This window comes from Neoroseomonas terrae, from assembly GCF_018129025.1.
Taxonomy (GTDB): Bacteria; Pseudomonadota; Alphaproteobacteria; order Acetobacterales; family Acetobacteraceae; genus Neoroseomonas; species Neoroseomonas terrae.
Genome location: NZ_JAAEDI010000028.1, coordinates 15,424 through 35,832, shown reverse-complemented (window position 1 = coordinate 35,832; position 20,409 = coordinate 15,424). Strand labels below are relative to the sequence as shown.

At 70.7% G+C, this 20,409-nt stretch carries 17 protein-coding genes; 9 read left to right on the top strand and 8 right to left on the bottom strand.

Annotation, left to right across the window (positions count from 1 at the left end):
* Positions 1-8 precede the first annotated feature (8 nt).
* The 3 genes from GXW78_RS22380 (at position 9) to GXW78_RS22370 (ending at position 4,267) form a co-directional block, all read left to right on the top strand.
* A complete protein-coding gene (locus tag GXW78_RS22380; RefSeq protein WP_211871125.1) occupies positions 9-2,507 on the top strand; it encodes an ABC transporter permease in 2,499 nt (832 codons plus the stop codon).
* Positions 2,508-2,637: 130 nt separating this feature from the next.
* Positions 2,638-3,243 (top strand): hypothetical protein, encoded by a 606-nt coding sequence (locus tag GXW78_RS22375; protein ID WP_211871124.1) that lies wholly within the window; start codon positions 2,638-2,640, stop codon positions 3,241-3,243.
* 232 nt (positions 3,244-3,475) lie between these two features.
* Positions 3,476-4,267: a Bax inhibitor-1/YccA family protein gene (locus GXW78_RS22370; protein WP_211871123.1), complete on the top strand. Its 792-nt coding sequence runs from the start codon at positions 3,476-3,478 to the stop codon at positions 4,265-4,267.
* Between the two features lie 121 nt (positions 4,268-4,388).
* Here GXW78_RS22370 and GXW78_RS22365 read toward each other — a convergent pair whose 3' ends face one another.
* The 4 genes from GXW78_RS22365 to GXW78_RS22350 all read right to left on the bottom strand — a co-directional run bounded on the left by GXW78_RS22365 (position 4,389) and on the right by GXW78_RS22350 (position 9,162).
* Positions 4,389-5,285, bottom strand: coding sequence for a CarD family transcriptional regulator (locus GXW78_RS22365; protein ID WP_246522533.1), 897 nt, complete (start codon positions 5,283-5,285; stop codon positions 4,389-4,391).
* Positions 5,286-5,573: 288 nt separating this feature from the next.
* Positions 5,574-5,900 carry a ferredoxin FdxA gene (gene fdxA / locus GXW78_RS22360; RefSeq protein ID WP_211871122.1) on the bottom strand — a complete coding sequence of 109 codons (327 nt, stop codon included), beginning with the start codon at positions 5,898-5,900 and terminating at the stop codon, positions 5,574-5,576.
* 102 nt (positions 5,901-6,002) lie between these two features.
* Positions 6,003-6,302, bottom strand: a complete 300-nt coding sequence (locus GXW78_RS22355) for an RNA-binding S4 domain-containing protein (RefSeq protein WP_211871121.1) — start codon at positions 6,300-6,302, stop codon at positions 6,003-6,005.
* Position 6,303: 1 nt separating this feature from the next.
* Positions 6,304-9,162, bottom strand: a complete 2,859-nt coding sequence (locus tag GXW78_RS22350; protein WP_211871120.1) for a helicase-related protein — start codon at positions 9,160-9,162, stop codon at positions 6,304-6,306.
* 120 nt (positions 9,163-9,282) lie between these two features.
* On the opposite strand from GXW78_RS22350, the gene GXW78_RS22345 reads away from it, so the two are divergent.
* Together GXW78_RS22345 and rnk are read left to right on the top strand one after the other, a co-directional pair.
* Positions 9,283-10,380 (top strand): MFS transporter, encoded by a 1,098-nt coding sequence (locus GXW78_RS22345; protein WP_211871119.1) that lies wholly within the window; start codon positions 9,283-9,285, stop codon positions 10,378-10,380.
* Between the two features lie 189 nt (positions 10,381-10,569).
* On the top strand, positions 10,570-10,989 hold the full coding sequence (rnk, locus tag GXW78_RS22340; RefSeq protein WP_211871118.1) for a nucleoside diphosphate kinase regulator: 420 nt from the start codon (positions 10,570-10,572) through the stop codon (positions 10,987-10,989).
* 34 nt (positions 10,990-11,023) lie between these two features.
* Here the strand turns inward: rnk and GXW78_RS22335 are convergent, their stop codons facing one another.
* From GXW78_RS22335 to GXW78_RS22325, 3 genes are all read right to left on the bottom strand, one after another.
* Positions 11,024-12,004, bottom strand: a complete 981-nt coding sequence (locus GXW78_RS22335; RefSeq protein WP_211871117.1) for a Bug family tripartite tricarboxylate transporter substrate binding protein — start codon at positions 12,002-12,004, stop codon at positions 11,024-11,026.
* Positions 12,005-12,120: 116 nt separating this feature from the next.
* Positions 12,121-12,594, bottom strand: a complete 474-nt coding sequence (locus GXW78_RS22330; protein WP_211871116.1) for a peptidase S1 — start codon at positions 12,592-12,594, stop codon at positions 12,121-12,123.
* Positions 12,595-12,695: 101 nt separating this feature from the next.
* Positions 12,696-14,228 carry a class I adenylate-forming enzyme family protein gene (locus GXW78_RS22325; protein ID WP_211871115.1) on the bottom strand — a complete coding sequence of 511 codons (1,533 nt, stop codon included), beginning with the start codon at positions 14,226-14,228 and terminating at the stop codon, positions 12,696-12,698.
* 100 nt (positions 14,229-14,328) lie between these two features.
* Here GXW78_RS22325 and GXW78_RS22320 point away from each other — a divergent pair, with 100 nt between their 5' ends.
* Positions 14,329-15,444 (top strand): alpha/beta fold hydrolase, encoded by a 1,116-nt coding sequence (locus GXW78_RS22320; protein WP_211871114.1) that lies wholly within the window; start codon positions 14,329-14,331, stop codon positions 15,442-15,444.
* 200 nt (positions 15,445-15,644) lie between these two features.
* On the opposite strand, the gene lhpI is transcribed toward GXW78_RS22320, so the two are convergent.
* A complete protein-coding gene (gene lhpI, locus GXW78_RS22315; RefSeq protein WP_211871113.1) occupies positions 15,645-16,640 on the bottom strand; it encodes a bifunctional Delta(1)-pyrroline-2-carboxylate/Delta(1)-piperideine-2-carboxylate reductase in 996 nt (331 codons plus the stop codon).
* 248 nt (positions 16,641-16,888) lie between these two features.
* Here lhpI and GXW78_RS22310 point away from each other — a divergent pair, with 248 nt between their 5' ends.
* The 3 genes from GXW78_RS22310 to GXW78_RS22300 all read left to right on the top strand — a co-directional run bounded on the left by GXW78_RS22310 (position 16,889) and on the right by GXW78_RS22300 (position 20,374).
* Positions 16,889-17,920, top strand: a complete 1,032-nt coding sequence (locus GXW78_RS22310) for an amino acid ABC transporter substrate-binding protein (protein WP_211871112.1) — start codon at positions 16,889-16,891, stop codon at positions 17,918-17,920.
* A gap of 98 nt (positions 17,921-18,018) precedes the next feature.
* A complete protein-coding gene (locus tag GXW78_RS22305) occupies positions 18,019-19,221 on the top strand; it encodes an amino acid ABC transporter permease (RefSeq protein WP_211871111.1) in 1,203 nt (400 codons plus the stop codon).
* A gap of 10 nt (positions 19,222-19,231) precedes the next feature.
* The gene (locus GXW78_RS22300; RefSeq protein WP_211871110.1) at positions 19,232-20,374 is read left to right on the top strand and encodes an amino acid ABC transporter permease; all 1,143 of its coding nucleotides are present in this window, start codon (positions 19,232-19,234) and stop codon (positions 20,372-20,374) included.
* The last annotated feature ends 35 nt before the right edge of the window (positions 20,375-20,409 follow it).

The window sequence follows — 20,409 nt, the reverse complement described above, 5'->3', positions numbered from 1 at the left end:
GTCGCTGCATGAAAACCCTTTCGCTTGCGCTCCGCTTCGCCCGCCGGGACCTGCGCGGGGGGGTGAAGGGACTCCGCATCGTCCTTGCCTGCCTCGCGCTCGGCGTGGCTGCCATCACCGCCGTCGGCACGCTGCGCGCCGGCATCGAGGCGGGGATCGCCGCCGATGGCTCACGCATCCTGGGCGGAGAGGTCGAGGTCGCCTCCCAGCAGGGGCCGCTGCCGCCGGTGGCGGCGGACTGGCTTGCCGCGCACAGCGCCCGCCTGTCGCGCATCACGTCCATGCGCGCGATGGCCGTCGCACCGGGCGGCGACCGCACGCTGGTCGAGCTGAAGGCGGTCGATGACGCGTACCCGCTGTTCGGGGAATTGATGCTCGATCCGCCGGGTCGGCTCGCTCCGGGCGAGATCGTGGTGGAGCGCGTCGTGGCGGACCGGCTCGGCGTCGAGCCCGGCGCGACGATCCGCGTCGGCGATGCGCAGTTCACCCTGCGCGGCATCATCGTCGCCGAACCCGACAAGGTCACGAGCCCGGCGATCCTCGGCCCCCGGGCGATGATCGTCATGGGGGACCTGCCGGCAACGGCGCTGGTGCAACCGGGCAGCCTGGTCAACTTCGAGTATCGCGTCTCACTGCCGCCAGGCACCGATCGTCGGGCCTTCGCCGATGCGCTGCGCGCCGCCTTCCCGCAGAACGGCTGGCGCATTCGCACCGCAGATGCGGCGGCGCCCTCGGTGAATCGTTTCGTGGATCGCGCGGCCTTCTTCCTGACGCTCGCCAGCCTGACGGCGCTGCTGGTGGGCGGCATCGGCGTAGCGACCGGGGTGCGGTCCTGGCTGGACCAGCGGGCGCGCACCATCGCGACGCTGCGTTGCCTCGGCGCGGCGCCCGGCGTGATCTTCGCGACCTATCTGATGCAGGTGCTGGCGCTCGCGGCTGTCGGCATCGCCATCGGGCTGATCGTGGGCTTCGGCCTGACGGCGCTGGCCGCGAGCGCCCTGGCCGATGCGCTGCCCGTGCCGCCGCGGCTTGGCCTCTACCCCGAGGTGCTCGGGCTCGCCGCACTCTACGGGCTGCTGACTGCGCTTGCCTTCGCGCTCTGGCCGCTCGGCCGCGCGATGGAGATCCCCGGCGCGGCGCTGTTCCGCGATGCGCTGCAGCCGGCCGGGGTGCGGCCGCGGCTGGCGTTGGTGGCGGCGACGGTGCTCGCCGGGCTGGCGCTGGCCGTGCTGATCGTCGCCACGGCGGAGAACCGCGCCTTCGCGGGCTTCTTCGTCGGCGGCGCGGTCGGGACGCTCATCGTCTTCAGGCTCGGCGCGCTGGCGCTGATGGCCGTAGCGCGACGGTTCCGGGCGGTGCGGCGGCCGGCGCTGCGCCTGGGGCTCGCCAATCTCCACCGGCCCGGGGCGCCGACGCCGCTCATCCTGGTCTCGCTCGGCATCGGCCTGACCACGCTGGCGGCGGTGGCGCTGATCGAGGGCAACCTGCGCCGCCAGATCAGCGACCAGTTGCCGGAAGCCGCGCCGAGCTTCTTTTTCATCGACATCCAGTCGGACCAGGCTGGCGCCTTCGACCGCGTGGCGGCAGCGCAACCCACGGTGCGCGACATCAAGCGCGTTCCGTCGCTCCGCGCCCGCATCGTGGCCGTGAACGGCGTGCCGTCCGAGCAGGTGCGCACTACGCCGGAAACGAGCTGGGCATTGCGCGGCGACCGGGGCCTGACCTACGCCGCGACGCCGCCCGAGGGCACGCGCATCGTGCAGGGCGACTGGTGGCCGGCGGATTATCGCGGGGAAACGCTGGTATCCTTCGACGCCAACCTCGCGCGCGGCTGGGGCGTCGGCATCGGGGACACCATCACGGTCAGCGTGCTCGGGCGCGACATCCCGCTGCGCATCGCCAATCTGCGCGACATCGCGTGGCGGGGGCTGGGGCTGAACTTCACCCTGGTCGCCTCGCCCGGCCTGCTCGAGGCCGCGCCGCACACGCACATCGCCACGGTGCGCTCCGGCGCCGCGGAGGAAGGTGCCGTGCTGCGCGCGATCAGCGAGGCCTTCCCCAACGTCTCCGGCATCCGGGTCAGGGATGCGCTGGAACAGGTTGCGGCGTTGCTCGAACGCATCGGCACGGCGCTGTCGGCAACGGCGACGCTGACGCTCGCCGCCGGCGCGCTGGTGCTGGCGGGGGCGGTCGCGGCCGGCCAGCGCCGACGTGTGCGGGATGCCGTGGTGCTGAAGACGGTGGGTGCCACGCGGGCGCAGATCCGCCGGGCCTTCCTGGTGGAATTCGGGCTGCTCGGCACCACGGCGGGGGTGATCGCCGCCGCGGTCGGCACCGCCGCTGCCTGGGGCGTGGTGCGCTTCGTCATGGGGGGGGAATGGGTGTTCCTGCCGGGCACGCTGGCTGCGGTGGTGCTGGCCTGCACGGCACTGACGCTCGCCTTCGGCTACGCCGGGACCGCACTCGCGCTGCGGGCGCGCCCGGCGCCGTTGTTGCGGAACGAATAGGCGGGGAGGCCGGCGTGCCGCGGGACAGGGCCGTTGACGGACGGAAACGGCCTGCTACCGCGGCTGCGCTTGATCCGGTAAGGTCGTCGGGGCCGTATTCAACCGGTCTGACTTCCATCGAGGATCTGCCATGACGCAAACCCACCGCCGGCGCCTGACGCTGGCAGCGTTCGTCGCCCTTCCGCTGCTCGGCCTGGGCGCCTGCGCCAGCAGCCCGCCGCCGCAGCCGGTCACGCCGCCGCCGCCGGTCGTCGTCTCCACCGCCCAGGAAGCGGTGGGCGTCGTGCAGTCGGTGAACATGCGCACGCGCCAGGTGGTGATCCGCACGCCGGAGAACCGCAACATCACCGTTGTCGCGCCGGAGAGCGTGCAGAACCTCGATCGCGTCCGTCGCGGCAACCGCGTGCGCGTCCGCTTCGAGGAAGCCGTCGCCGTGCAGATGACGCCGCGCGGCACGGACCTGCCGGCCGAGGTCGATCTCGGCGCCGCCCGCGCGGGCCTCGGCGAGCGTCCGGCCGGCGCTGCGGTCGTGACCGTGCGTGACACCGTGACGGTGAACTCGGTGGACCAGGCGACCAACGCGGTGACCTTCACCTCCTCCCGCGGCGTGCGCCGCACGGTCGTGGTGCGCAATCCGGAGATGCAGGCGTTCATCCGCACCGTGCGCCCGGGCCAGCGCGTGAACGTCGCCTTCGTCGAGGCGACGGCGATCTCGGTCGAGCCGGCCGAGCGTTGATCCCCGCCGGGGCCGCGCAGAATGGCGCGGCCCCGGATGGCTCACCGGCCGCATAATGATCCGTAAGGATCGCCGGGTGAGGATGGCGCGATGCCGCCGGCGGCTTATCTGTCTAGCGCCGGGCGGTATCCGGGGTCGGCGGGGGGTATGCGATCCCCGTTGATCCGAATGAAAAAGTGTCCATATTCTGCGCCACGGGGAATCATCCCCCTTCGGAGGAGTCTTCCACACCATGGCCTTGGGTCCCGACACTCGATTTACGACGGGTGCGCCTGGCTGGGGTCGCACTGCGACCGCCGACGCGGCCGCCGTCGATGCCGGGCTGCGCACCTACATGCTCCGGGTCTACAACTGGATGGCCTCGGGGCTGCTGCTGACGGGCATCGTCGCGTACCTCGTCGCCACCACGCCGGCACTGATGAACCTGTTCTGGTCCGTCGGCGTCGCCGCCAATGGCATGCGCGTCGTGTCCCCGACGCTGCTGGGCTGGGCGGCCATGCTGTCGCCGCTGGCTTTCGTGCTGGTGCTGTCTTTCGGCATCAACCGGATGTCCAAGAGCACGGCGCAGCTGTTGTTCTGGGTTTTCGCCGCGACGATGGGCGCCAGCCTGTCGAACATCTTCCTGCGCTACACCGGCCAGTCGATCGCGACGACCTTCTTCATCACCTCGGCGATGTTCGCGGGCATCAGCCTGTACGGCTACACCACCAAGGCCGACCTGACCCGCATGGGCAGCTTCATGATGATGGGCCTGATCGGCATCATCATCGCGTCGCTGGTCAACATCTTCCTGGCCTCCAGCGCGCTGGCCTTCGCCATCAGCGTGATCGGCGTGATCGTGTTCGTGGGCCTCACCGCCTATGACACGCAGCGCATCAAGGCGGACTACGTCGCCTATGCCTACGCCGAGGGTACGGACCAGGCGGGCAAGCGCAGCGTGCTCGACGCGCTCGCGCTGTACCTGAACTTCATCAACCTGTTCCAGCTGCTGCTGTCCCTGACCGGGCAGCGCCAGAGCGAATAGTCGGGACGGGCCTTCGGGCCCGGCCTGCAACGAGAAAGGCCCCGGGGTGCACCCCGGGGCCTTTTTCATGCCGGCCTGTCCTGCGCGTCGAGCCGAAGCCCTCCGCGCGCAACGGGTCGACCTATTCCTCTGTAGTATCCGCGGCGCTTTCGGCCTTGTCGGCCTTCTCGCCCTTCTCTGCCTTGCCGAGATAGGTCATCAGCTTCTCGATCGCCTTGACCTTGTCGGTCTTGTCGATCGCCGCGACCTCGGCGGCCAGGCGGTCGAGCGCCTGCTCGTAGATCTGCCGCTCCGAGAAGGACTGGTCGGGCTGGCCGGCATTGCGGTGCAGGTCGCGCACGACCTCGGCGATCTGGAGCGGGTCGCCGGAGTTGATCTTCGCCTCGTATTCCTGGGCGCGGCGGGACCACATGGTGCGCTTGATGCGCGCCCGGCCCTTCAGCGTGTCGAGCGCCTGCTGCATGTTGGCCCCGGCGGCGAGCTTGCGCAGGCCCGACGACGCGGCCTTGTTCACCGGGACGCGCAGCGTCATCCGGTTCTCCTCGAAGGTCACGACGATGACCTGGAGGGTGTAACCGGCGGCCTCGACGGTCTCGATACCCTGGACCGAGCCCACGCCATGGGTCGGGTAGACGACGTGGTCGCCGGCCTTGAAGTCCTCCTTCGGGCGCGGCGCCGTCTTCGCGGCGGTTGCGACGACCGCCGGCGCGGCGGACGGTCGCACGGGCGCGCGGTGCGGCGGCGGCGGGGAGACGATGCCACGTCCGGGCGCCGGCGGCACAGGCGCGACGAAGGGCCTCGGCGCAACCGGTGGCGGTGATGGCGGCGCCGCGGCCTTCACGGGCGGCGGCGCGGCAACCTTCGGCGCGGCGGGGGGATGGATCGGCGGCTTGGCCGGGCTTGGCGGCGGGGCGGCGGCCTCCACCGCGCGCTGCGGCGTCGGCTTGGCTTTCGGTGCCGTCTTTGTCGGCACCTTCACCGCCTTCGCGGCGGCCTTGGGCTTGGCTTTGGCGGGCAAGGGGGCGGTCTTGGCCTTTGCGGTTGCGGTCGTCGTCGGTCTGGCGGCCGGCTTGGCCGCGGCGGTGGTGCGGGACTTGGTCGGCGCCTTGGCGCGGGCCGGTGCCTTCATTGCGGAGTCGCTCCTGCTCCCGCAACGCCTGACGGCGTCGCGGCCGGGCCCGAGCCATCAGGGGCCGGGCCGAAAATGCCAGGGCCGCAGGCGCCAGATGGCGCACCACGGCCATGCATTTGAAACCATAGCAGAAAAATCGCCCCCCGTCACCCCGCGGCAGTCGGCGGGGCGGCGTCAGCCCGGATTGGGGCTGAACAGCGCCTTCTTGTCCGGCTTGTCCTTCCATTCGTCCGCGTCGGCAGGGGCTTCGCCCTTGCGGGTGATGTTCGGCCATTCGGTGGCATAGGTGCGGTTCAGCTCAAGCCAGTCCGTCGCCTTGTCGTCGCTGTCCGGAAAGATCGCCTCGGCCGGGCATTCCGGTTCGCATACGCCGCAGTCGATGCACTCGTCCGGATGGATGACCAGCATGTTCTCGCCCACATAGAAGCAGTCCACAGGACAGACTTCGACGCAGTCCATGTACTTGCACTTGATGCAGTTCTCGGTGACGACGTAGGTCACGGGCGGAAAGCCCCCGGTGGCTCGTGGTTGCAGCGCACCCAAAATGGCTGCGCCGCGCCCCGCCCGCAAGGCGTCCCGCGCGCATCGCAGACCCGCTGCGGATCAGCCCTCCGGTGGCTCCGAAAGGTCCTCATACAGGGTGCGTGCCTCGGCGGACGGGCCGCGGCGCTCCGCCAGGGCGACAATGCGCCATACGGCGATCCGCCCTGATCCACCATGTCCCTGTGCGATGGTCAGCACATCCCCGGGTCGCACGCGGGCATGCGCCTTGTCGGTCGGCTGGCGGTTGATGCGGACGGCGCCGGCTTCCACCAGCCGGGCGCAATCAGACCGGGTCTTGCGCAGCCGTGCGCACCACAGCCAGGCATCGAGGCGTTGCGCCTCGCGCCCGTCCTCCGCCACCTCAGTCCTTCTTCAGCAGGTTGGCCAGGACGGCGAAGGGGCTATCCGGGCGAGGCATGGCGGGAAGCTGCACGCGCTCCTCGCGCGGGCGGCGGGGACGGTCGCGATCCCCGCCGAAGGACTTGCCGCCCTGGCGCTGATCGTCCCTGCGGGGGCGCTGATCCTGACGCGGCGAGCGATGATCGTCGCGGCGCGGCTGGCGTTGGTCCTGCCGGGACGCTTCGGCACCGGCCTCGGCGGGCGGCGCGCCATCGGCGGCCACGGCAGGAGCCTGCTGGTCCGGCGCCGAGCCGCGGTCGCGCCGGGGGCCGCGCTGGTCGTCCCGGCGAGGGCCGCGCTGCTGTTCGTCGCGGCGCGGGCCGCGCGGGCCGTCCTCGCGGCGGGGCCCGCGGTGGTGTTCCTGCCGCGGTGGCCGGGCGTGGGAGATGCGCGCCGGTGCGGGCGGACCGAAGGCGTTCTCCTCCAGCACCTCCGCGGGCATCAGGCGGAAGCCCATGGCGTCCAGCACCGGGCCGAGCACGTCGCCCTTGATGCCGAGCCGGCTGGCGAGGTCGCCCGGCAGCAGCGCCGGGGCGCGGCGCGTCAGGTGGCCGATCTCGCCCGCGATGCGCTCCGCGACATCAAGGCGCAGCAGTACCGGCCCGGCCGGCAGCCAGCCCATCGTCTCGGCGAAGCCGCGCGGCCATTCCTCGCGTGCCGGCACGGCGATCAGCCCCCCGCCGGGCAGCTTCGGCGTCTCGATGCCGCGCAGCAGGGACCAGAGCTGCGCGCGCAGCGCCATCGCCTTCGGCTTCATCGCCTCCGGCACGAACAGCGCGTAGCGCCCCGCGCGGATGCCGATGCCCTTCAGCTTCTGGCGCAGATCGGGGCGGATGTCCGGGTCGGTGCGGCCCATGGCCAGGCCGAGTTCCTCGCGCAGCCGGAAGGCAGGCCCGCGCAGGGTGTTGTCCTCGGCGGCCTTGCCCTCGGCGGCGAAGATCGCGCCGAGTTCGCGCTTGATCAGCGCGTCGAGCCAGGTCGCCAGCCGCTCGCGGATGCGCTCGCGCTGCGCGCCATCCAGGAACTCGGACGGCAGCACCTCGACCTGCGGCTTGGAGGGCTCCGGGCCGGGCTTTAGCTTGGCGATCTCGGCAATGTCGCCAAGGCCCGCGGGCATGTTGGGCGCGTGGGAATACGCCCAGGTGACCTTGTGGCTCGGCGTCAGCGCGAAGGCATCGTCCTTCGCGGCTTCCAGCATCGCGACGCGGCGCGGGATCTCGGCGCCGAGCGCCCGGCGGGCGGCGCGCAGCACGACGCGGCGCTCCTCCTCCTCGACCGTCGCGGAGTCGGGTTCGAAGGAGAAGCCCTTCACCGTGCCGACCGGGTGGCCCTCGACCACCACTTCGCCGCGGCGGGTGACGGCGGAGAGGAGTTCCTCCTCGCTGTCATCCATCTTGCGGATCAGATGGGCGGCGCGGCGGTCGACGAAGCGGGCGGTCAGCGTCTCGTGCAGCGCGTCGGAGACCATGTCCTCCGCCCGGTGGGCATCCGCCTGCAGCGACGGTGCGTCGTCGATCCAGTCGTTGCGGGCGGCGATATAGGCCCAGACTCGGATCGAGCTGATCCGCGCCATGAGCGTGTCGAGATCGCCATCCGTGCGTTCGAGCACGGCGAGCGAGGACGACACCCAGTCCCGCGGCAGCTTCCCGTCCTTCGCGAGGTGGGTGAACAGCTTGGCGCAGAGCGCGGTGTGGCTGTCATCCGCCAGCTTGCGGAAATCCGGCACCTGGCAGGCTTCCCACAGCAGCCGCACGCGCGACATGGTGTCCGCGAGGCCGCGCACATCCTGGTCCCGCGACAGCGCTTCGAGCGTGATGTGGTCGACCGCGTCGTGACCCTTCGTCAGCCCCGGCTGCGGCGGCGATTCGGCGAGGCTGCCGAGCAGCGCGCCGATGCTCGTGAAGTCGAGATCCGAGTTGCGCCAGGCGATCTGCGCGATCGGTTCGAAGGCATGGGTCTCGACGGCGGTGACGATTTCCTCCGGCATGGTCGGGCATTCGGCGGTGGTGCCGAAGGTGCCGTCCTTCATGCCGCGGCCTGCACGGCCGGCGATCTGCGCGACTTCCTGCGCCGTCAGCGGGCGCGGCTGCTGCCCGTCGAACTTCGACATCGCGGCGAAGGCGACATGGTCCACATCCATGTTAAGACCCATGCCGATCGCGTCCGTCGCGACCAGGAAATCGACCTCGCGGTTCTGGTACAGCGCGACCTGGGCGTTGCGCGTGCGGGGCGACAGGCGGCCCATCACGACCGCGCAGCCTCCACGGCGGCGGCGCACTGCCTCGGCGATCGCATAGACCTCGGTCGCGCTGAAGGCGACGATGGCGGAACGCGCGGGCAGCCGCGACAGCTTCGCCGGACCGGCATAGGTCAGCTGGGACAGGCGCGGCCGCGTCTCGATCTCGGCCTTCGGCACCAGGCGACGCAGCAGCGGCGCGATGGTCTCGGCACCCAGGAACATCGTCTCGACCATGCCGCGCGCATGCAGCAGCCGGTCGGTGAAGACATGCCCGCGATCGGGGTCGGCGCAGAGCTGGATCTCGTCGACAGCGAGGAATTCGACCGGTCGGTCGAGCGGCATCGCCTCGACCGTGCAGGCGAACCACTTCGCGTCGGGCGGGACGATCTTCTCCTCGCCGGTGATCAGCGCGACATGCCTTTCACCCTTCTGCGCGACCATGCGGTCGTAATTCTCGCGTGCCAGCAGGCGCAGCGGGAATCCGATGATGCCCGACGAATGCGCGAGCAGACGCTCGATCGCGAGATGCGTCTTGCCGGTATTGGTGGGGCCGAGGACGGCACGGACCCGAGGTTCGAACATGGCGCGCCAGCATTCCGAAATTGGGGGGCGCGCTTTCCGTGACACGCGGCGCGGCACTTGTCCATGGCGGGGCGGTCCGGCATGGGCTGAAGCGTGACATCCTCCGCGCCGCGTTTTGGCTTGCTGTTCATCGCGCAGTTCGGCGCCCTGGGCGTAATGCTGCCCTTCGTTCCGCCGCTGATGGCCGCGGCCGGGCTGTCGGCCGCCGAGGTCGGCGGCGTCCTCGCGGCGGGTGCGGCGATGCGGCTGCTGTCGGGGCCGATGGGCGGCCGGCTGGCCGATGCGCTGGGCCAGCCGCGTGCGGTGATGGCCGGCGGCGCGGCGATCGCCGCGGTGGCTGCCTGTCTGTACGGGCTGGCGCATGGGCTGACCGGGCTGCTGCTGGCAAACCTGCTGATGGCGCTGGGCTTCGCATCGGTGGTGCCGCTCGGCGATGCCATGGCGTTGCGTGCGGCACGGGAGCAAGGCTGGGATTACGGCCGCGTGCGCGCGCTGGGGTCGGTCGCCTTCATCGTCACGGCGGGTGCCGGCGGGTGGCTGGCCGAGCGGGCCGGCGCGGGCAGCATCGCCTGGTTGCTGGCGGGCGCGCTGGCCGCGGCAGGGCTGGCCGCGCTGGCGCTACCTGCCATGGAGACGCCTCGGCGGCGCAGCGGCGGCACCATCCGCAGCATCGCCGCCCTGCCGGGGTTCCGGCGCATCCTGCTGGTGGCGGCGCTGATCCAGGGCAGTCACGCCGCCTATTACGCCTTCGGCTCGATCCACTGGGAACGGGCGGGCGTGTCCGCGACGATGATCGGGCTGCTCTGGGCCTGGTCGGTGGTCGCCGAGGTCCTGTTATTTGCCTGGGGAAGGCCGCTGGCGGAACGGCTCGGGCCGCGTGGGCTGGCGCTGGTCGCGGCGGGCGCAGGGCTGCTGCGGTGGGGCATCACGGCGGAGACGGTAGCGCTGCCGGCGCTGGTGCTTGCGCAGGGGCTGCACGCCCTGACCTTCGGGGCGATGCACCTCGCGACCATGCGGGTGATGCAGCACGCGATCCCGCCGGTTGTCGCGGGCACGGCGCAGACCCTGCTCGCAGCCGGGATCGGCGCGATGATGATGGCCGGGACCCTCGCCACCGGGCAGGGATACGCCGCCATGGGCGCGACCGTGTTCTGGGGGATGGCGGCGATGTGCGCCGTGGCGGCCGTAGGCGCGCGCCGGCTGCCTGGACGCGGATGAGATCGCCCTTGATCGGGCGGTCGCGTCGGCCGATCTTCCGGTCATGGTGTTCACCGCCACGCTTCGTCGTCGACTTGCCCATGCGGGGTGCCTGATCGCGGGCCGCTGACCCCGGAGGCTGCGTGCGCGCTGCGCCGCCGCCGCCGGGGAACGCCTCATTCCATCATCGCGATATCCCCGGGGATACCTATGACCGAAGCCATCAACCGCCGCAGCGCGCGGCGCCGCCCGTCCATCCTGCTGTCCGAGAACGACCACGGCATCCTGGTCGGCCTTGCCATGAGCGGCGCGCGCCGCAACCCGGAGGCCGCGCGCCTGCTGATGGAGGAAGCCGATCGTGCCGACCTGGTGCCGGCGACGCGGCTGCCGGCCAATGTCGCGGCGCTCGGCTCGCAGGTCGTCTTCACCGATGAGGCGAATGGCGTGACCCGCAGCGTGCAGCTGGTGCTGCCTTCCGAGGCGGATATCGGGAAGAACCGGATCTCGGTCCTGTCGCTGGTCGGCGCCGGGCTGATCGGGCTGAAGGCCGGCCAGTCGATCGACTGGCCGATGCAGGATGGCCGGCTCCGGCGGTTGAGCGTGACGCGCGTCGGCGCCGCCGCGGACTGAGGCGAGGGGGGCCAAGCCCCTCGCCGCGCCTGCCTCACTCCAGCCGGATGTTGTTCCGCTGGATGATGCCCTGGAACAGCGCCCGCTGTTCCACGAGGTAGGTCGCGAAGGCCGCCGTCGCGCGCGGGATGGGTTCCACGCTGATGCTTTCGAAGCGGCTGCGCACTTCCGGCACAGCCATGCCCTGCACCACTTCGTTGGACAGGCGTTCGAGAATCGGCGCCGGCAGGTTGGCGGGGCCCATCAGGCCAAGCCACGCGCCGGCGTCGAAGCCGGCGAGGCCGCCGCCCACCTTGGCAAACGGTTCGATCTCCGGCGCAAGAGTGCTGCCGGCGGAGAGGGAGATGCCGAGCGCGCGCAGTGCGCCCTGGCGGACCAGCGGCATCACGGCGGCCATGGTCTCGATGCAGTAGTTGATCTGCCCGCCGATGAGCGCCGTCATCGCCGGCGCGCTGCCGGGGAACGGCACGTGCAGCGCCTCGATGCCGGCGGCGGCGTTGAAGGCCTCCGTAATCAGATGCGCCGTGGCGGCGGTGCCGGAGGAGCCGAAGGTGTAGTGGCCCGGGCGCGCCTTCAGCAGCGCGATGAATTCGGCTGTGGTGCGCGCCGGGAAGTCGGGCTTCACCGCGAGGACGTAGGGGGAGACGCCCATCATGGCGATCGGCGCGATGTCGCGCGTCACATCGAAGGGCAGGCGCTGCAGCAACGGGGCGATGGTGAGCGGCCCCGAGGAACCGGCGAGCAGCGTATAGCCGTCCGGCGCGGCCTTCGCGACCACGTCGGCGCCGATGGTGCCGCCGGCACCCGCGCGGTTTTCCGGCACGACGGGCTGGCCGAGCTTTTCCTGCAGCCGCTGCGCGATGACGCGGCCGGCGAGGTCAGTGGCCTGGCCCGGCGGCCAGGGAATGACCAGGCGGATGGGGCGGTTGGGCCAGGGGGCCTGGGATTGCGCGGCGGCGAGGCCAGGCAGCATGCCGGCCATCAGGCCGAGCGTCGCGCGGCGGGTTTGCGCCATGGGGTATTTCCTTCCCAATCGTGAATTCGCGGCGGTTGGTCCGCCTGTTCCGTGCCTTCAGCACGTCGTGGCCGGCACGGCAATGAGGGGTGCCCGGGGGCACCCTCTGCCCGGCGTCAGTTCGGCGGGACCTCCGAGAAGAAGACCTGCGTCGGAATGCCGCGCCCACGATCGTAGCTGCCGACCCAGATGTCGTACTGGCCAGACATGGGGTTGCGGAAGATCAGGCCGGGGTTCGTTCCCTGGAAGTCGTCGTTGCACACCCAGCGGCCGTCCGGAAGGTTCACAACCAGCGTGACGTCGTAGTTGGATCGCGCGCCGATCCACAGCGGCAACCCACCGCCCGCCTGGTAGTTCAGCCGCACGTCGGGCGGCTGGGCAATGGAACCCACGCACCCCGGGCCGCCGATGCGCTCGGCCGGAATGGTGCCGCCGGCCGTGACGTTCACGACGAAGGGGTCGGGCGCGAAGTTGAAGCGCAGGTTCGCCGTGCCGAAGGACGGCCGCAGATTGTAGTTCTGCGCCACGGCGACGCCGGCGCCGAGCGCCAGGACGACGGCCGCACCGGCCAGGACACGTCTCGAAAACATGCGCATTCCTCCGCAAAATAGGCGGCGGATGATCGGGCGTGGCAACGGTCGGCGCAAGTCGGCTTTGCCGGCCGATTCCGCGCGCGGTGTGGCTTGCGCGCCTAGTGCGTCTCCAGCGCCACAAGCTTCGGGCGAGGACCGTCCTCCAGAGCGTGGGTGGCCAGGACCGCTTCCCGCACGCGGGCACGCACCACCTTGCCCTGCGCGTTGCGCGGCAGTTCTGGCAATGCGAGCCACGCGCGCGGATGCTTGGGCCGCGCGAGCGACGCCACGCGCAGCATCGCATCCTCCTGCCAGCCGGGCGGCGGGTTCTCGGCGACGGCGACGATCACCTCGCCCCAATAGTCCGAGGGCAGGCCGAGCACGCAGATGGCGCGACCCCCGGCCGCGCCATCCAGCACGCTCTCGATCTCCCCAGGATGGATGCGGTAGCCGCCGGACTTCATGACGTCCGCCGCGCGGCCGGACAGGTGCAGGCGGCCGCGCGTATCGATCGCGCCCAGGTCGCCGGTGCGGTGCCAGGCGCCGGGCGGGCGCGGCACGAAGCCCGTCGCGGCGATCGTGCCGATATTCATGTGGCGGCCGCGCAGCCAGATCTCGCCTGGTTCGTCGGGCGGAAGGGCGGCCCCGTCTTCGCCACGGATCGCGACCTCGACCCCCGGCGCCGGCCAGCCGAGGCAGGCACCGAGGCCGTGGTCCGGCGCGGCCATCACCTCCACCACCTCGGGCGGTTCCAGCACGGTGATGGGGTTGAAGCACTCGCTCATGCCGTAGGTGATGCGCACGACGGGGCCGAAGGCTTCCGCCGCGCGGCGCCACAGTTCCCGCGACAGCGTCGAGGTGCCGGTGAAGATGCAGCGCACGCCGTCGAAGCGCCGGCCAGGGAACAGCGAGAGGATCTTCGCGAGGACCGTCGGCGGCGCGAAGATCGCCGCGGGGCCGGCGGCGAGGATCGGCTCGATGGCCTCGGCCTTCACGCCATCCTGGAGCACGACCTCCGCCCCCTGTTCGATCCAGGCGGCGGCGATCAGCGAGGCGCCGTGGACATAGGGCGTCATCAGCAGCACGCGGTCGCCGGGGCCGGGCGTGAAGGGCAGCACGGCACGCTGGAGCAGATGCGCGGTCCAGCGGCCGCCGTGGGTATGCACGATCGCCTTCGGCTTGCCCGTGGTGCCGGAGGTGAAGATGAGGCGGCCCCAGGCGTCGGCCGGCACCGGCGGCAGAGCAACGGGCGCGGAATCCGGCGCGATCTCCTCGATCGGCCAGGGTTCGAAGCCGAGTGCGTTCAGTCGCGCCGCCTGCGCCGCCGGCGCGAGAATGCGCCGGAAGCCGGTCAGCTCGGCGAACCATTGGATCTCGGCATCGGTGGAATGCGCGTTCACCGGCACTTCGGCCGCGCCCGAGATCGTCACGCCATAGCTGACCCAGGGCGCTTCGACGCCGTTCGGCACCAGCGTGGCGACCGGCGCGCCGGGCACGATGCCCGCCGCGCGCAGGCGGTGCGCCAGCGCATGAGCGCGGGCAGCAAGCGTCGCGACGGTCATGCCCCGCGTGCCATCGGTGACAGCGATGCGGTCGCCGAAGCGCGCCGCAAGGGTGAGTAGGTCGTTCGACCAGGCGATTCCATCCCGCATGCGGGCAGACTCGCCGCGGGGGCGCAGCGCGTCAAACCCGGGGGCTTGATCCCCACGCGCATCGCGGGCCGGATGCGCGCCAACGCTAGGAGGAATGCCGATGGACCCGCTCAGCCCCACCCACCTGCCCGCAGGCATCCGGTCCCGCATGGTGCCGGACGTCAACGGCCTGACCATGCATGTGCTCGAGGCCGGGGAGGCGGGACGGCCCGTCCTGCTGCTGCTGCACGGCTTTCCTGAACTCGCCTTTTCCTGGCGGCGCGTCATGCTGCCGCTGGCCGAGGCGGGTTTCCACGTCGTCGCACCGGACCAGCGCGGCTACGGCCGTACCATCGGCTGGTCGGATGCCTATGACACCGACATCCGGTCCTTCGCCTTCATCAACCTGGTGCGGGACCAGCTCGCGCTGCTCGCCGCGCTCGGCATCAGCCAGGTGCATTCGGTGATCGGGCATGATTTCGGCTCGCCCGTCGCGGCGCATTGCGCGCTGCTGCGGCCCGACGTGTTCCGCCGCTTGGCGATGATGAGCGCACCCTTTCCCGGCGCGCCGGCGCTCGGGTCTTCGGAGCGGGCACCAGCGCGGGAGATCGGGCCGGCCCTCGCCGCGCTGCCGCGGCCGCGCAAGCACTACCACTGGTACTACGCGCAGCGGCCGGCGAATGGGGAGATGATGGCGTCGGCGCAGGGCCTGCACGCCTTCCTGCGCGCCTACTATCACCACAAGTCAGGCGACTGGCCGGGCAACGACGTGCATCCGCTGACCGGCTGGACGGCCGAGGAGCTGGCGAAGCTGCCGACCTACTATGTGATGGATCTGGGCGAGACGATGCCGCAGGCGGTGGCGCACGAGATGCCCTCGCCTGCACAGGTCGCCGCCTGCGACTGGCTGACCGAGGCGGAACTCGCCGTCTATGCCGGGGAGTACGGCCGCAGCGGATTCCAGGGCGGGCTGAACGGCTACCGCGCCCGCTTCATCGGCACGAACATGGAAATAGAGACCTTCGCCGGCCGGCAGATCGAGGTGCCGGCGACCTTCATCGGCGGGGCGCGCGACTGGGGTGTGCAGCAGACGCCGGGCGCGTTGCGCGCGATGGAGACCAGCGCCTGCGCGAATTGGCGGGGGACCCATCTGGTGCCGGGGGCAGGGCACTGGGTGCAGCAGGAACGGCCGGGGGAGACGGTGGAGCTGTTGCGGCAGGTTCTGTTGCGGGATTGACGTCGGGAAGGGGCTTTGCCCTTCCCTGAACCCCACCCCACCAAAGGCCGAAGGGCCTTTGGAAACCTCGACCTGGCGTTGGGCAGGACGGTTGGTTCTCAATGGGGGCGGTCGTGTCGCGCGCTATGCCATGAGGGATTCCGGGCGCAGTGCCCGGTTCGCCTATCCTATCGGTCTGCCTGTCGCGCCAGGCACCAGGTTCAGGTTTCCAAAGGCCCTTCGGCCTTTGGCGGGGAGAGGCTTGGAGAGGGGCGGAGCCCCTCTCCAACTGCCCACCGATACGCCAGCACCGCCGCGGCGAGATCCTCCCCCGCCCAGCCGACCGACTTGAATGCGGTGATCTCGGCCGCGGATCGCCGGCCCGGATGCATCCCGCGGCACAGGTCGGAAAGGTCGGCAACGATCGCGCTTTCGGTCAGCGCGCCCTCCGCGATGGCCTGGACGATGTCGCCCGCCTCGGCCAGCGCGCCAGCGCGCGTGTCGACAACCAGCGTCGCGCGGGCCAACACGGCCGCGTCCGCCTCCCGCATGTCCCGGCGATAGGCGCCCACCAGGTCGACATGGGTGCCGGGGCGCAGGTCCTCGCCGCGGATCAGCGGCACGGTGGACAGCGTCGCGGCGGAGATGATGTCCGCCCCGGCCGGCTCGGGGCTGTCCACGGCACGCGCCGGCAGACCCTCGGCCGCCAGGGTCTGCGCCAGGCGGGCGGCGTTGGCGGCGGTCGGCGACCAGATCGCGATGTCGGTGATGGGGAAGCGTGCGGCGTAGCCCTCGGCCAGCGCGCGGGCGACCTTCCCGCTGCCGAGAAGCAGCAGCCTTGCGCTGTCGGGCCGGGCGAGGTGGCGCGCGGCGAGCAGGCTCGCCGCCGCCGTGCGCCGGTCCGTCAGCTCCCCGCCATCCAGCAGCGCGAGCGGCGCGCCCGTCAGCGCATCCGACAGCAGGTAGGCGGCATGCACCGCCGGTTCGCCACGCGCGGCATTCCCTGGGGCGACATGGACGATCTTCACGCCGGTATGGCTGCCGGCGCGCCAGGCCGGCATCAGCAGCAACGTCGTCTCGGTTCCCTCGGCGCCGGGCATCGCGTGGCGATGGCGCAGCGGCGCCTCGCAGCCTTCGCGGAACATGGCGTCGAGCGCCGCCACGAGGTCGTCCCATGGCAGGGCCCGCCGCAGGGCCGCCCGATCCAGTTGCAGCATGCCGCCACCTCGTTCCGGTGCCGCGCGGAACCCGGCGGCGGAGTGTCAAGGTTTGCCTGCCCGGCCCGCCATTTGCTAGGCCCCGTCCCCTGGAGGCGGTCGCCCGGGTGCGGATGGTTTGCTCGTTGATCCGTGCCGCCCTGTGGCGCAGCATGCCTTTCGGATAGGCAAGGTTGACGCGCGGCCGCCTCGAGCGGTGCCGGCGCCGAAAGGGAGATGGGACTGTGAAACACGTTTTGCGGCGCTCGATGATCCGCACACTCGGGGCAGCGTTGATCGCCTCGACGATGGCGCTGCCGGCCGTGGCGCAACAGCAGCCGGCGGCGCCGGCCGCCGCCACGCTGGATGCGATCCGGGCCCGCGGCACGCTGATCTGCGGCGTCAACACGGGCCTTGCCGGCTTCGCCCAGCCGGACAGCCAGGGCGTTTGGCGCGGCTTCGATGCGGATTACTGCCGCGCGGTTGCGGCGGCGCTGTTCAATGACCCGAACAAGGTCCGCTACGTTCCCACCACGGCGCAGAACCGCTTCACGGCGTTGCAGTCGGGCGAAGTGGACATGCTGGCCCGCAACACGACCTGGACGCTGTCGCGCGACACCTCGCTCGGCTTCGACTTCCCGGCCATCAACTTCTATGACGGCCAGGGCTTCATGGTGAAGACCAGCCTTGGCGTGCGCACCGCGCGCGAGCTGGACGGCGCCACGATCTGCGTGCAGCCCGGCACCACCACGGAACAGAACCTGACCGACTGGGCGCGGGCCAACCGCGTGAACTTCACCCCGGTGGTGATCGAACGGCTCGAGGAACTGGTCACCGCCTTCGTCGCCGGCCGCTGCGATGCCTACACGACCGACGTCTCGGGTCTGGCCTCGACGCGTTCGGCGCAGGCCCGCCCCGCAGACTACCTGATCCTGCCGGACGTGATCAGCAAGGAACCGCTGGGTCCGCTGGTGCGCCATGGCGATCAGCGCTTCTCGGACCTGGTGCGCTGGATCCATTTCGGTCTGGTGGCGGCCGAGGAACTCGGCATCACCGCCGCCAACGTGCAGCAGATGGCGGCCAATGACACGCGGCCGGAGGTGCAGCGCATGCTGGGCCGCAACGGCGATCTCGGCCGCATGCTGGCCGTGGACAATGCCTGGCTGGTCAACGTGATCCGCGCCGTGGGCAATTACGGCGAGGTGTTCGAGCGGAACCTGACGCCGATCGGCATCCAGCGCGGCCCGAATGCCGTGTGGCCGACGGCCGGCGGCCTGCAGTTCGCGCCGCCCTTCCGCTGATCGAGACCGCGGGGCGGGGAGGCTGCTCCACCGCCCCGCGCACTACCGGCTTCCCCGCGCCGCGCGCGGGCAACGACGACAGGTGAGGCTACAAAAGAATGTCCGACGCAACCGTCGACCCCCGATTCCGGCGAAAGCCGCCGAAGCGCCCCTTGCGCCTGTCCTGGGCGGATGAGCGCATCCGCGGCATTGTCTGGCAAATCCTCGTCGTCGGCGTCGTCGGCACGATTTTCTATTGGTTGTGGTCGAACACGGCCCACAACCTCGAGGTCCGGCGCATCGCGACCGGCTTCGGCTTCCTGAACCGCGAGGCCGGGCTGCCGATCGCCGAGCACGTCATCTCCTACGAGCCGACCGACACCTATTTGCGTGCGCTGACCGTCGGCGTGCTGAATACGCTGAAGGTCTCGATCGTCGGCATCGTGCTTGCCACAATCCTCGGTACGACCATCGGCATCGCGCGGCTGTCGAAGAACTTCCTCGTCTCGAAGATCGCGAGCTTCTACGTCGAAGTGATCCGCGACCTGCCGCTGCTGCTGCAGTTGCTGTTCTGGTACACGGTCATGCAGGGCCTGCCCGGGCCCCGGCAGGCCTTCCACCCGACGGAAGGCGTGTTCCTGTCGAACCGCGGCCTCCGCTTCCCCGCCTTGGAATGGGAAGGGGCGCATACCGCGGCGGTGGTCGCCTTCATCGCCGGCATCGTGCTGACCTGGCTGTATGGCCGCTCGGCGCGCGCGAAGCAGATGGCGGACGGGCAGCCGCGGCGCGTCTGGCCGGCCGCCATCGCCCTGATCGCTGGCCTGCCGGTCGTCGTCTGGCTGGCGATGGGCGCGCCCTGGACCATCGAGTGGCCGGCGCTGCGTGGCTTCAACTTCCGCGGCGGCGCCAATGTCAGCCCGGAATTCGCCGCGCTGCTCATCGGCCTCGTCACCTATACCGCCGGCTTCATCGCCGAGGTGGTGCGCGCCGGCATCCTCGCGGTCAACCAGGGCCAGTGGGAGGCGGCGCAGGCGCTCGGCCTGCGGCACGGGTCGGTGCTGCGCCTGATCGTGCTGCCGCAGGCGCTGCGCGTGATCATCCCGCCGCTGACCTCGAACTATCTGAGCCTCGCGAAGAACTCGTCCCTCGCGGTCGCGATCGGGTACCAGGACATCGTCTCGATCGCCAACACGACGCTGAACCAGACGGGGCAGGCGATCGAGGGCATCGCCATCATCATGGCGGTGTACCTGACGATCAGCCTGTCGATCAGCCTCTTCATGAATTGGTACAACGCACGAATAGCGTTGGTGGAACGGTGAGGGCCGCGTCATGAGCGATATCACCCTGAACGCCGCCGCCGCGAACCCCGAGGCGACGCCGCGCAACCCGCCGGTAGCGACCACCGGGCCCATTGCCTGGGTGCGGGAGAACCTGTTCTCCGGCTGGCTGTCCACGGCCGTCACGCTGCTGCTCGGATACCTGATCATCCGCAGCGTGGTGGGCTTCGTCGACTGGGCCTTCATCAACGCCATCTGGTCCGTGCCGGTCGTCAACGGCGTGGCGCAGACCCAGTCCTGCCGCGAGCTGCACGGCGCCGGCGCCTGCTGGGCCGTGGTGACCGAGAAGCATCGCTTCATGCTGTTCGGCACCTACCCCTATGACGAGCATTGGCGTCCGGCCATCGTCTGCGTGCTGTTCGTCGCGCTGTACATCGTCTCGGCCATGCGCCGCTTCTGGAACTGGACGCTGATCCCGATCTGGGCGGTGATGCTGACGCTGATCGGCATCCTGATGTGGGGCGGCGTGTTCGGCCTGTCCTACGTGCCCCAGGAACGCTGGGGGGGGCTACCGATCACCCTGATCCTCGCCACCTTCGGGCTTGCCTTCGCCTTCCCGCTGTCGATCCTGGTGGCACTCGGCCGGCGGTCGAACCTGCCGGCGATCAAGGTGCTGTGTGTTCTGTATGTCGAGCTGATCCGCGGCGTTCCGCTGATCTCGCTGCTGTTCATGGCGTCGGTGATGTTCCCGCTGTTCCTGCCGGAAGGGATGAACATCGACAAGCTGCTGCGCGCGCAGATCGCCATCATCCTGTTCGCCGGGGCCTATCTGGCCGAAGTCGTGCGCGGTGGGCTGCAGGCGCTGCCGAAGGGCCAGTATGAGGCCGCCGACGCGATGGGCCTGACCTACTGGCAGAAGACCGGGCTGATCATCCTGCCGCAGGCGCTCCGGCTGGTGATCCCGCCGCTGGTGAACACCTTCATCGGCTTCTTCAAGGACACGTCGCTGGTGCTGATCATCGGCATCTTCGACCTGCTGACCGCTGGCAAGACCGCGATCGTCGAGCCCGCCTGGCAGGGCTTCGGCGTCGAGGTCTATGTCTTCGTCGGCCTGATCTACCTGGTATTCTGCTTCGCGATGTCGAAGTACAGCCAGGCGCTGGAGACGGACCTGAACCGCCACAGCCGCCGCTGATGCGGGGATGCCCGGCGCCCCCGCTGCGGGCGCCG